At 38.2% G+C, this 13,509-nt stretch carries 9 protein-coding genes and 1 CRISPR repeat array; of the genes, 1 reads left to right on the forward strand and 8 read right to left on the reverse strand.

Annotated elements, in window-relative coordinates:
* The first annotated feature begins 278 nt into the window (after positions 1-278).
* On the forward strand, positions 279-2,507 hold the full coding sequence (locus AM279_RS20840; protein WP_236688476.1) for a DUF2264 domain-containing protein: 2,229 nt from the start codon (positions 279-281) through the stop codon (positions 2,505-2,507).
* 123 nt (positions 2,508-2,630) lie between these two features.
* Positions 2,631-4,874: a CRISPR direct-repeat array (repeat unit 46 nt; unit sequence GTTGTGAATAGCTTTCAAAATTGTATCTTAGTAGATGATTCACAGG).
* A 108-nt stretch (positions 4,875-4,982) separates the two neighbouring features.
* Here AM279_RS20840 and cas2 read toward each other — a convergent pair.
* The 8 genes from cas2 to AM279_RS01155 all read right to left on the reverse strand — a co-directional run bounded on the left by cas2 (position 4,983) and on the right by AM279_RS01155 (position 13,498).
* Positions 4,983-5,330, reverse strand: coding sequence for a CRISPR-associated endonuclease Cas2 (gene cas2, locus AM279_RS01120; RefSeq protein WP_054405839.1), 348 nt, complete (start codon positions 5,328-5,330; stop codon positions 4,983-4,985).
* 10 nt (positions 5,331-5,340) lie between these two features.
* Positions 5,341-6,246, reverse strand: coding sequence for a type II CRISPR-associated endonuclease Cas1 (gene cas1 / locus AM279_RS01125; protein WP_054405840.1), 906 nt, complete (start codon positions 6,244-6,246; stop codon positions 5,341-5,343).
* Positions 6,243-10,121 (reverse strand): type II CRISPR RNA-guided endonuclease Cas9, encoded by a 3,879-nt coding sequence (gene cas9, locus AM279_RS01130; RefSeq protein ID WP_160316412.1) that lies wholly within the window; start codon positions 10,119-10,121, stop codon positions 6,243-6,245. Before cas9 ends, cas1 begins: the two co-directional genes overlap by 4 nt.
* Positions 10,122-10,352: 231 nt before the next feature.
* Positions 10,353-10,607 (reverse strand): hypothetical protein, encoded by a 255-nt coding sequence (locus tag AM279_RS01135; protein WP_054405842.1) that lies wholly within the window; start codon positions 10,605-10,607, stop codon positions 10,353-10,355.
* A gap of 23 nt (positions 10,608-10,630) precedes the next feature.
* Positions 10,631-11,233 (reverse strand): OmpA family protein, encoded by a 603-nt coding sequence (locus AM279_RS01140; RefSeq protein ID WP_054405843.1) that lies wholly within the window; start codon positions 11,231-11,233, stop codon positions 10,631-10,633.
* A gap of 2 nt (positions 11,234-11,235) precedes the next feature.
* Positions 11,236-12,531 carry a coiled-coil domain-containing protein gene (locus AM279_RS01145; RefSeq protein ID WP_054405844.1) on the reverse strand — a complete coding sequence of 432 codons (1,296 nt, stop codon included), beginning with the start codon at positions 12,529-12,531 and terminating at the stop codon, positions 11,236-11,238.
* Positions 12,532-12,542: 11 nt separating this feature from the next.
* Positions 12,543-12,947, reverse strand: a complete 405-nt coding sequence (locus AM279_RS01150; protein ID WP_054405845.1) for a hypothetical protein — start codon at positions 12,945-12,947, stop codon at positions 12,543-12,545.
* Between the two features lie 2 nt (positions 12,948-12,949).
* Positions 12,950-13,498, reverse strand: coding sequence for a hypothetical protein (locus AM279_RS01155; protein ID WP_143090352.1), 549 nt, complete (start codon positions 13,496-13,498; stop codon positions 12,950-12,952).
* Positions 13,499-13,509: the final 11 nt, after the last annotated feature.

Genomic DNA, 13,509 nt, shown 5'->3' on the forward strand with positions numbered 1-13,509 from the left:
TGCAAACTAAAAGTTTGCAGGTTTTTGTTTTTATATATCTTCCTGTAATGTAGGAAATTATTTACATAAATGGCGACGGCAGACGGCTATATAGGCAATGTATTGCCATAAGTTAAATGAAACCATTTCCTTAAGAGGTTTTTTGTATGTTTACGAAAAACTTTCCAACATACACAGCTATAATGAGCAAACCAAATCCTATCACACTCCGATTTTTATTTATCCTGTTTGTTTTACTATTTAATAGAGTATCTGCACAATCGGATAACCCGGAACAGGTGCGGAAAATAATTGACAGGGTTAATACATACTGGCAATCGCAAAACGTTGCAGAAACAAGAAGCTTTTGGGATAACGCAGCCTATCATACCGGAAATATAGAAGCCTATATGCTTACCGGTAATGAAAAATACCGCGCCTATTCTGAAGCCTGGGCTAATCATAATCAGTGGATGGGGGCAAAAAGCAACGATAAACAACAATGGAAGTATTCATACGGAGAGAGCGATGAATATGTGCTTTTTGGCGATTATCAAATCTGTTTCCAGGTCTATGCAGACTTATACAACCTGTTGCCGGAACCGCATAAAATAGCAAGGGCTAAAGAAGTTATGGAATACCAAATGGCCACAGGTAATAATGATTACTGGTGGTGGAGCGATGGGTTGTATATGGTAATGCCGGTAATGACCAAGATGTATAAGATAACAAACAATAGACAATACCTTGATAAATTATTTGAATATCTGTCGTATGCAGACAGTATTATGTTTGATGCAGATGAAAACCTGTATTACCGCGATGCCAAATATGTTTATCCGAAGCATAAAAGTGTAAACGGCAAGAAAGATTTCTGGGCCCGTGGCGATGGCTGGGTTCTGGCTGGCCTTGCTAAAGTTATTAAAGATTTACCTGCCGATTATAAGCACCGTGATTTCTTTGTCCAAAAATTTCAGAAGATGGCTGCAGCAGTGGCTCAATTACAGCAGCCACAGGGCTACTGGACAAGGAGTATGATGGATACTGAACATGCACCCGGCCCCGAAACAAGTGGTACTGCATTTTTTACATATGCTATACTTTGGGGAATAAACAATAATTACCTGGACCAGGCAACATATGTGCCGGTAATTGAACGTTCATGGAGGTACCTTAAAGGTACTGCACTGCAAAAGAATGGTAAAATAGGGTATGTTCAGCCCATAGGTGAAAAAGCCATTCCCGGCCAGGTAGTAAATGCAGCATCTACAGCAAATTTTGGAGTAGGGGCATTCCTTTTAGCTGCCTGCGAATATGTGCGCTACCTCGAAGCGAATAATGAAAGCAGCAAAGACAGGGCGTACTGGTCTGAACTTGCCTACAAAATGGCGGCCCCGGTACTTAGTAACATGTCTGAAGGCACGCTGCGTGCAAATATGCTTGTAGAGGTAAGCGCGTCTTATGATGGGCGCGATAACCGTGTGGTGTATATGGAAGCTTTTGGCAGGCTAATGGCGGGTATAGCGCCATGGCTGGCATTGCCCGATGATAATACAAAAGAAGGAGCTAAACGCAGGCAGCTGCGCCAATGGGCACTAAAAAGTTATAAAAATGCTGTAGACCCTAACAGCCCTGATTATTTGTTATGGCGCGGCCACGGGCAGGCGCTGGTAGATGCTGCATACATTGCCGAAAGTTTCCTTCGTGGGTATGATGCACTCTGGGTACCTCTTGATGAAGAAACTAAGAACTGCTATATAGCCGAGTTTCAGCAATTGCGCCGCATTGACCCGCCTTATACTAACTGGTTACTCTTTTCATCTACTATTGAGGCATTTTTGGCAAAGGCCGGCGCCGAACATGACGAATTTCGTATTAACTCAGCTATACGTAAAGTAGAAGAATGGTATGTGGGCGATGGCTGGTATGCCGACGGGCCTTCATTTAGCTTTGACTATTACAGTAGCTTTGTTTTTCACCCTATGTATCTTGAAACCTGCCAGGCAATGAAAGATGCCGGTGCGGGCACACGCATTGACTATGAAAAATATTACGACCGTGAACTAAGGCGCGCGCAAAAGTATGCGCTTATTCTTGAACGGTTTATTTCACCCGAAGGCACTTTTCCGGTTTTTGGCAGATCTATACCTTACCGTATGGCCTGTATGCAGCCCCTTGCCCTAATGGCGCAATATGGGCGTCTGCCTGAAGGGATTACAAACGGCCAGGCGAGGGCGGCGCTCACAGCCGTTATGCACCGTATGTTTGATGGATCGGATAATTTTAATAAAAAAGGATACCTTACAATAGGTTTTGTAGGTAGCCAACCCAACATTGCCGACTGGTATACTAATAATGGCAGCCTCTACATGACTTCGCTTTCCTTTATGCCACTGGGCTTACCGGCGGCGCATCCTTTTTGGGCTGATGCCGCTATGGACTTGACGAGTGTAAAAGCATGGAGTGGGCAATCTTTTCCTAAAGACCATCATTGGAAAGACGAAATACAGACAAAAGATAAATATTAATTACTCAAATAATAATACTGGGGAAATACATCGGCTGAACACTGCCTGAATTTAGGTTAAGATTGTTTGATAAGGCAAGGGATGATTCACAGGAAATGCCCAATCTATAATGAAAAGTTACAAGTTGTGAATAGCTTTCAAAATTGTATCTTAGTAGATGATTCACAGGGGTAACATTTGCTTTACCCTCTAACACTGAGTTGTGAATAGCTTTCAAAATTGTATCTTAGTAGATGATTCACAGGCGTTAACCCCGGATGCAATAAGTGTCTAAGTTGTGAATAGCTTTCAAAATTGTATCTTAGTAGATGATTCACAGGGTAGCTTGTTTATGGTTTCCGCCTGCTTAAGTTGTGAATAGCTTTCAAAATTGTATCTTAGTAGATGATTCACAGGCCGGGCTACTAAAGGGGGTAGAAATACTAAGTTGTGAATAGCTTTCAAAATTGTATCTTAGTAGATGATTCACAGGGAAAGCCTCAATAATTATAGGGGTAATAGCGTTGTGAATAGCTTTCAAAATTGTATCTTAGTAGATGATTCACAGGAGGCAGACAGCTACAACAGTACACTTGTAGTTGTGAATAGCTTTCAAAATTGTATCTTAGTAGATGATTCACAGGTACATGACGGCAAAAGGTCGCTTTGCATAGGTTGTGAATAGCTTTCAAAATTGTATCTTAGTAGATGATTCACAGGGGGAGAAGGTGCAGACGCGAAGAAGCGTATGTTGTGAATAGCTTTCAAAATTGTATCTTAGTAGATGATTCACAGGTAAAAACATAGCAGGATTTCGTTTTGCTAGTTGTGAATAGCTTTCAAAATTGTATCTTAGTAGATGATTCACAGGCGATATGGCAAGCGAGGCCGTAGAGCCTGTGTTGTGAATAGCTTTCAAAATTGTATCTTAGTAGATGATTCACAGGGGGCGGATATTTTAATGGGTGGTTTTCCTGTTGTGAATAGCTTTCAAAATTGTATCTTAGTAGATGATTCACAGGGTAATCGGTTCTACCGCCTCCGCTTTTTCAGTTGTGAATAGCTTTCAAAATTGTATCTTAGTAGATGATTCACAGGAAACGCATCAAAGTTAGGCAGGTCCCCCGGGTTGTGAATAGCTTTCAAAATTGTATCTTAGTAGATGATTCACAGGTTGAAGAGGCCGGGGGTATATTTATAATTAGTTGTGAATAGCTTTCAAAATTGTATCTTAGTAGATGATTCACAGGCAAACTCTTTAACAGGTGCCACACTTATAGTTGTGAATAGCTTTCAAAATTGTATCTTAGTAGATGATTCACAGGAGAAGGCATTAAAAAGATTTATAAATCTTTGTTGTGAATAGCTTTCAAAATTGTATCTTAGTAGATGATTCACAGGGTCCATTAACATAGACAAATCACGCCTTACGTTGTGAATAGCTTTCAAAATTGTATCTTAGTAGATGATTCACAGGCATACACCTCCTGTAAACCCTGCGTTTGCCGTTGTGAATAGCTTTCAAAATTGTATCTTAGTAGATGATTCACAGGTGCAGCCCGGCTCTCTTATTAATCAGCCTTGTTGTGAATAGCTTTCAAAATTGTATCTTAGTAGATGATTCACAGGTAAGTATATATTGCTAAGGCACTACACCGGGTTGTGAATAGCTTTCAAAATTGTATCTTAGTAGATGATTCACAGGAAGCAGAGGCATATACCGGCAATTCCCACTGTTGTGAATAGCTTTCAAAATTGTATCTTAGTAGATGATTCACAGGAATAGTATGACTGATTTACATTCATTGATAGTTGTGAATAGCTTTCAAAATTGTATCTTAGTAGATGATTCACAGGGGAAAAGCTAAACGAGATTTTAAGCGAGAGGTTGTGAATAGCTTTCAAAATTGTATCTTAGTAGATGATTCACAGGAGGAAAAGTTTTACTGATGTTGCAGATGCTGTTGTGAATAGCTTTCAAAATTGTATCTTAGTAGATGATTCACAGGCACAGACCAATTTAACCTTTACTGGGTGTTGTTGTGAATAGCTTTCAAAATTGTATCTTAGTAGATGATTCACAGGTCTGTTTATGAACCTTTTTGGATGTGTTGGGTTGTGAATAGCTTTCAAAATTGTATCTTAGTAGATGATTCACAGGTCAAGTCCATAACATGAGCAGTGACTGCCAGTTGTGAATAGCTTTCAAAATTGTATCTTAGTAGATGATTCACAGGCAAAACCAAATATTAAACGGTCAAGCCTTGTTGTGAATAGCTTTCAAAATTGTATCTTAGTAGATGATTCACAGGGTTTCATCGAATTGCCCCTGTTGCTGCTCTGTTGTGAATAGCTTTCAAAATTGTATCTTAGTAGATGATTCACAGGATACCAGCTTTAAAATGCTGGTATCCTGAAATCTACGTTCAATCTTAGGATGAAAAAAATCTAATAAAAAGGCTTTGATAAGTATTGATTTGGGGTTGTTTTTTTATTTTAGAACAGTTCTAGTTGTTGCCCTGGAGTATCTTTTACTATTTCTTTTTGAGCATAAAATATTTCCATCATACCAAATTGTTTATCTGTTATTTGCATAATTCCTACTTTACCTTGTTTAGGTAAAACCCGCTTTACCCGCTTAGTATGTACATCTGCGTTTTCGCGACTTGCACAAAATCTTAGATATATGGAAAACTGAAACATTGTAAAACCGTCATCTAACAAATCTTTCCGAAACCTGGAAGCTGCTTTACGTTCGGTTTTGGTTTCAGTAGGCAAATCAAAAAAAACAAGTACCCACATATTCCTATATTCGTTTAATCTTGAATAATAATCGGGTTTCATAGCGATTATGTTAACTAAGATCAAATACCGGATAAAGTATTTTTCTGCTTACACCGGCATAACACTCATAAACGCTATTTGTAGTGCGGCTCATTGCTACCATTAATGGACTTTGTTTCCCTTCAATAGTTACATTAAGTGCAGGGATGGTGAGTAGCTCGGCTTTTAATTGTTGTGATAGTTCTTCAAAACTATGTTCCCTCTGAGTTATATTATATACTAAAGCATCTACAAAAATGCGATAAGGCTCCATTATATCATCTGCAAGGCAATAGGCATTATATTTATTACTATGAAATATTCCTACTGATGGCAATAATCCGGTGCTTACAAGCGCACGGGCTGTTATTGCCCTTAAAATTGCATATCCATAATTTAATAAATTATTGGGTGCAACTCCCTTTTGATTGCGACTAAAGCCCTCTAAGTGGTCAAAAAGATTTTGAAAATAATACGCTGCCGCAATAGCTTCGTGATTTTCTGCATCGCCACTTTTCACTTCGCCAGACCAACGCATTATTTTTCGTGATTCTTTATCCCGGCTTGATAAATGTAGTGCCTGGTTGCATATTTTAGAACTAACTGTTTGCTGCCACATATTTTTCTTAAGTGGAACACTCGCATTTAGCTGATGCCTGTAGCGCTCGGTTTGTTCGCTATGGCCTGATAGTGGTTGCAGGAAAGCGTTGGGTAAATGTTGTTTATCACACGTTATCACAGCAGTTTTATTTTCTACAAGTTTTGTAAACAAACCGTTAGTTATTGTAATTTGAGGATGTTCTAAAACTATATAACCCAAGTCCTCAATTGGAATGGTAACCGGTGGTTTGTCTTCTTCGGGAAAGCTAACCACCAGCTGCTCATTTTTTGTATTGAGATAAGCAGGATTACCAAAAAACAACGTGCGCTTTATCATGGCTCACCAATTTTAGTTATTTCACCAAGATGATTAAGCTGTACCTTTATGGGATTTTCTTTTGTGAAAGTACCAACACTTTGAAATCTATAATATCTTTTAGACTCTTTAGCTCCGGTGGTACTTTTAAGTTCACTATTTTTTGTTTCAAGATGATGCCTAAACCAATAATCATTATCAGAAATACTCCAAACCAGGTACAAATGTTTGCTTAATAATGGTAAATCATTGTTTTTAATAGCATCTTCAAAAGATTCTTTAGGTAGCCCTAATACAAACATTTCATTTTGTTGAAGGCTGTATTCAAGTTCAAGCCCATCTTGAGGTAATTTATCAAGAAAAGTTCCGGGTAAGTCTTTATGCAATAGTTCAGACCAAAGCGTACCGGTATTTTTTACAACTGTAGGCACACCAAATTTTTTACGCTCAACAGCACTCCAAAATGTACATATATGTTGTACTAATTTACCTGTGTTATCTTTATAAATAGCTATATGGTGATTGTTTCCTGTAAGGGCAAAACCTATTGGCTTATTGTTTTCATCTGTTTTTATTATTGCAAGCTTAGAGGCGTCAGGGCGTGCAAATACACGCACTGAAACTATCGGTATGCGTTTTTCTTGGTTAAACCAAACGGTGTCTTTAAAGGCTTCTTTTTCGTTCTTATGCTGTGCTAACCGGGCTTTCACTATCCGTTTAACACCTTCATCAACAATATCATTTACCTGATTGGCTTTGAGTGCCTGTAATTTATATTTTAGGACAGTGGCATCAGTATAGCATGCTGCCTTTTCTAATAAAGTATTCTTTTCATTATCAATAAATAAAGGCTCTTTTTTTAGTGATGTCAATGCTTTTTTTACATCTCCTTCAAATTTATCTAAACGTTCCTTTACTAATATCTTTATTCGATTATCAACAATAGTTTCGGGATTTTCAAAAAGGTATTTTAACGGTTTGTCTTTCTCCTGTGTTTTTATTTTACCGTAAACTGATTGCTCGTGTAGCGCACCCCTTGGTACCACAATCTTTTCTTGTACCACAACCTTTTTACCGTCTTTTTTAATTTTCCTGATACCGTATGTAGCGGCTTTTTTGCCTGCCTTAAAAGAAACAAATATTTTATCGGCCTCCTGCTCTACATACCTTGTAGTAAATAAAGGTGGCTGTTGAGATTTCAGGTACGTTTCGAGTTTATTAAATCGTTCGGTATGGTTTTTAACCTGTTCGTTTGTTTCAGTTAATAATTTTTTGTCGTAGAGCTCATTGTATTTTTCTTTGGCAGCTTTGATTTCCCTATCCATAGCATCTTTAGTATCGCTCGAATTAAGGGTATTGATACGTTGTATAAAACCTTGTTTGGTACAGGCAACTACAAGGGCATCTATAGCATGATGGCGATGGTCATCGCGTTTTGTCCAATTTGTAATTTCTTCTTTTTTGTGTAGCCTGCGCCCATGCTCACTTGTCCATTCTTTAATCTCAGTTTGGCCTAGTGCTTTATATTTTGGTAATTGCAGGTTCATGAGCACATCATCCCACCCCCATAAGTTGCGAAGCTGAGCCGTAATTTTACCTTCAGTTACTGTAACGTTGTTGCATATTTTCTTCAGCAGGTCTTTTGATTTTTTTGCAATGTATTGTGTTTGGCGCAAATCACGCTCAATAAAGTTTTCCCATAACTTTATATCAGCTTCCGTTTCTTTTTTTAGCTGCTTCCGTTCAGCATATTGCTCATAAGATACCTTTAGGCGCTGCATTTTTCCATAAGACAACACCCCTCTTTTAAACCAGTCATCAACGCGGTCAAGATAGATAGCTAATTCATTTTCGCCTTTGGCGGCAATAAAGTCATAAGCGGTTTTGTTGCTTTTGTCTTTGGCATTACACTTGCGGTGTACCAAAACTTTGTTGGTTTGAGAATCATCAAACAACATAGACTTTGGAATAATGTGGTCAACATCAAAATTATCGCCGCTTAATGCTTCGGTAACGTTAAATGTTTCACCACAATAAATACACTGGTTAACCAACTGTGCTTCTTTAATTTTTCTATCCCTTACCGGGAATATAAACTTATATTTTTGCACAAATCGTTTTGTAACAGGCAAGCCCAGCTCTTTTAGCCTGTTGGCTACTTCTTCATTAAGCTTTTTATTAGAAGCATTTTGCAGTTCGGCTTCATTGCGCTCGTCTTTACTCTTTTTAAGGTCACGCGCAAGTTCTACCCTTATTTCATCAGGCTTTCCATATTTATCTATAATAGCATTAACCACATGAATCATCTGGTTAATTATCTTTTCAACTACAGGTTGCCTGAGGCTGTTTTTTTCCAACAGCTTTAGTTTGTCATCAACTACGTTTTCTTCCTTTTCTTTTTTAGTCTGGCTGTCAGAATGATTATAACCTGCAAGGCTACAGGCATCGGCATAGTTATATCCTTGCATAAGGTAAGGCAATATTTTGCGCATGGCTTTATTGCTCTTGTTGCCAAAAGCCCCTTTGCTAAAGTCTATTTTAGCAAGCTGGGCTGCTACATTTGGGTCAATATTAAAGCGCTTTATCAATGCTGCTGCACATTCATCAAGATCTTTAATAGAATAAATGGTATGCCATAGCTGATAAAAATTTTCCTTTTCTATTTCTGCACTAACCTGTTGCCCTTCTTTTTCGGCTAAAATTTCTCCGGTACGCTTATCTACAAGCAGGGCACTATGCTTAGATGGCTCAATATTGATGTTAAAACCTAATAATTCAGGTTTACTGTCGCCCAATATCTTATGAATTTCGGCATAGGTAGTATTGCCCTGTAGGCCTTTTTCTATCTGCTTGTTTACAAAAATCTCATCTTTATTAAAGCCAAGTATTTTACGGAGCGCATCTAAACTTATTCCCGCATTTTTAAACAAATGCTCAATAATTTCCTGCTTTTGCTCTAACGTTGGTACATAGTCTGCCCATTTGTTTTTAGAACCATCGGTATTTTTAACTTTCAGGTTTATGTTGTTTACTGTTTCCCATATTTTACAAAGCTGGAATAGGGGAGAGGACTTAGGCGCAACCTTTGGCCCGGTAAAGATGGTTTTGTCCTTTTGTTTAACGTTATCAAAAAAAGTGCGTTCAAAACCTTCAAATTCGCAAATGCTTACAAGGCCTTTTTGCGATTTTAGCTTTCGCTGATAAAAGATAACCTCATCCCTAAGCCTGTCTACCACATCGTCCGTCAGGAATGCATGTTGTGGTTTTTGTGCGGCGATTATGGCATTAAATTCTTCCAGATAAGCTTCGCGGGGATACACATTGTTTTTTACCTGAAAATGCCCCGAATTTTCTTCAAGGGTTAGCATTTCGGTATAAAAATGCTGGCCTATGGTTTGCCCTTTTTCTTTTAGTTGCTGGTGCCTGCCTTTTACGGCAGCTACATAATCAGTATCTTTTTTATCCTGGTTGGCCTCGCTGCGGGCCGATTTGTAACCCCTCTTTTGGTTAAGCATATAAAAAATGCGGCCCAACTGTTCGGCAGATAACGGTGCATTGCCCGATGCCGCATCGGCACGCAGCTTCCACAATTCAATTGACGGCAGGTTAAGCAACTCTTTAGAAGGCGTTATACCAAGTTCGCCCAGTATTTTTTTAAGTTCTTCTTTGCGCAGCTGTTTGCGGTTATAACCTTTGCGTTGTGTGCGGGCTATGGTGCGCGACTGGTTTTTAGAAATGGCCTGGCCTTTTTGAAATTCTTCCTTATCGGCAGTAGAGAGTGGTATAATGCGGCTGCCCATACCCAGTATTTTTATTGGTGTATTGTCGTCATCTGTAACTATAACGGCCCAGCCTATGCTTGTAACGCCTAAATCTAATCCAAGTATTGTTTTCATGGTTGAGGATTTCTTAAATATATCGTGGTTGTATTTTTTTAAAAAGTATGTTAAAATACTACAAAAAAATATTTCATAAATGCGGCAAACCTCATTTTTAGACAAAAAGTTTTTTGTAATATTGTAATACAATTTTGAAAGCGATTCACAATAAAGATTATTCTGTTGTGAAAACATTCAGGGTGGTTCGAAAGGATCGCCCTTTTTTTATGCAAAAAAAAATCGCCCATATTAACGGGCGATAGTATCATTAGCTTCCCAGCCACAAAAACTACGGCCATGCTTTTTTGCAGTTTTTAGGCTTGTTTTATAAATATTGTGTTTACATTGTTGCAGCCCCTTACAATTTGGGTTAAAGTGATAGCTGTAGGCAGCAGGGCTGTCGCACAGGTATACTTCGGTATTTTCCGGGTCAGGGCTTTGGGGTGCATCTGTACAGCTTAAAAATAATAGTGCCAGTAAGCATATAACCGGGTGCTTAAGCATAATAGCAGTATTTAAACATTATATTACTCAATAGTACCAATTTTAGGAATTACCTGAATTAAAATCCGCTGGTTGCTCCTGTCGTTAATAAGCCTGCCCACACCGCCGGTACCCGAGCCTGATATTTGTATTTCGCAAACAGAAGGGTCGAGTTTAATGTTATTTTTGTCCCATAACTTTTTTACCGCCCATGCACGGGCATAGCTTAGCAGGTAGTTGTTTTTATAAGTATCAGCGCTCGACATTCCTTCTATTAAAACTACATACCTTATATCCTGGCCGGTATATTTCTTTTTTAACGTATCGGTAAGGCTTTTAATAGAATTACCCACCTTTATAAGGTAATTTTCATCCTGAATATTTTTAAATTGGTCAGTATTAATAATAAACTCAACATTTTGTTTTAGGGAAAAACGTTTGTAAATACCATCATAAGCAAAATACTCTTTTGGAAGCTCTTTTACGGCCGATTGTATTTCTATAATTTTGCGTAATTGCTGCTCTGTTGCTGCCTGTTGCCTTTTCATCATGGCTATTGAAAGTACAAACAGTACAAGCATTATAAAGAACAGGCTGGTCATTAAATCGGCATAACTGGCCCAGAAAAAATTTGTTTTTTTAGACATGGCTATGACAGGATTTTATAGATGGTCCAGAAACAATAGCCTACGCCAAGTATAGCCCCTGAACCTACAAAAACATAAGCCGCATATTTTATAACTTCCGGCACTTTTACTACAGGAGCTGCCGGTTTTGCTAATATACCGGCTAAATTCTCGAGGGTTTTGTTTAACTGTTCCAGCTTTTCGTTTTGCGATTTTGTTTCCTTTTCCAGTATTGACATCCCGGTTTTCAGTTCGCCCAGTTTTTTTAGTTCGTTCAGGTTGCCACGGTCTTCTTTAAGCAATTTTTCAAGCAGGTCTTCTTCTTTTATTGTAATATTTTTTATGGCTGTAATTTGCTCATTTATATGCCTTTTTAAGTCGTCAAGGCTTTTTTCAAAGGCTTTGTCTACATCTATTACGGCATCTTTCATTAATTGTTTACGGTCGCTTATTTCTTTTAAATCAGATTGTAAAACATTTATAAGTAACTTATTTGTTTCTATACCCGTACCTATTGCTCCGGCAACTTTTTCTAAATCATACGTCCTGTCTAACTGGTTGTTTATAGAGTGGTTTAGCTTATGTGCATTGTCAACAAAAACATTGAGCTGGTTTAAATACTGGTTAAATTTTTCAAATTCTTTTGTACTTACCCTTAGTTCCTGAAATACATGCACATTAAGTTTTGCCAGCTGCACTACATCAACTTCCTTAAGCTCATTCATCAGGTTTATCTGGCTATCAAAAGAATGCAGTATTTTATTCATTACGCCATTAAAGCTACCCACGTTTGCCGAGAAGGTATCGTTAAACTTTAGCAGGTTTGCCTGTAATGCATAAATACTTGAAGATATGTTTTGTGACAGTACAGGCAGTAATTGGGTTTGTATCCAGGTAAAAAAGTCATTTTTAAGGCCTTCGGCATATAGTTTTGTTCCTTTATACTTATATCCTGACAACACTACTGTTAGCAATAAGCCGATAAAACTGGCTATCATGGCAATTTTTACCCCGCCGATGAGCATATCAATAGCATTTTCAAAATTAGTATCGCTAATGCCCGGCATGGCAAAAAGGCCTATAACTATACCTATCATAGTGCCCATAAGCCCTAAATAGAGCGGTATGGGCAATAGAGAATTAATTTCTTCGTCTACTGCATCTGTATTACGTTCTACAACATCTTTAATAAGGTTAAAATCGCTTACGGCGCCTTTATTACGCAGTAGGTATGTATTTACAGAACTTAGCATTTTATCTAATACGGGGTTAGACAGTGCTGTTTTTATGAGTGTAACTTCTATGTATTTTTCCTGCATGATTATGTGGGTTATATTCTGTTCCAGCCGGCCTGTTCATGGCTTTGTAAAAGTGTATACTTAATTTTCTTTTCCTCATTATCTTTAGCTACCCATACATATTCTTCATGGCCTGTTTGGTTTGTTTCTGTAGTTACAATAGCTATGGCTGGCTCGTTGATAATTTCAGGTTCAGTAATGGTTTCGCTTAAGGCAAATACAGCAGGCGGGCCAAACTTATCAGGGTTGTTTAAAACATAATTGATATCGATGTTTTTAACCTGGCTTTCGGGTATATATACTTTTATAGTTTGAAAATTTTCCGGCTGTGGAATGATGCCCTGATAAAAATCTATTTTTTTCCAGGCAGTATAGGCTACATAAGCCTGGAAACCAACTACTATAAGTATTACCAGTATTATTATGGTATTATGCATGACTATTGATATGTAATTTTAGCTTTAGAAGTAATTATCCATTTATTATCCCTTTTTTCGGCGGTGCCCGGCTGTAGTGTTATTATTTTACTGGCTCCGGAAAAAGCGTCGTTAGTTTCATAACAGGCCGGTTCTATAAAGGTTTTTGGGCTGTTTATTGAGTCATTTGTTCCAATCTGGTCTGAAAAGAACTCAAAAGCTGCCGTGTTTTGGGCCTGGCTGTTTATTGTAAACTTATACAACGATACCGTTTGCCTAAAGGAATCAGAAACCTGGTCTGCATCAAAAAAACCGGCGGGGTTAGGCGTTGAAACATAAAAAACAACATCTGTAACCGGGTTATTGACGGTTAGGTTAACAGTGTGCGTTGTTTCATCAGCATAAACCGAAGGTGTTGCTGATTGCGTATTTGCAACAGGTTGACGGGGAGTAGCTTCGAGCTGGTTTAGCCGTTGCAATATGGGGTCAAGGTTTACCGGGTTGGGGTTTTGTGATGTGCTTTTTGAGGTGTTATTTTTTCTGTATTCTGTATTCTTGTCTACCTCATCCATTAAAGCAAAAA

This window comes from Flavobacterium akiainvivens, assembly GCF_001278115.1.
Taxonomy (GTDB): domain Bacteria; phylum Bacteroidota; class Bacteroidia; order Flavobacteriales; family Flavobacteriaceae; genus Flavobacterium; species Flavobacterium akiainvivens.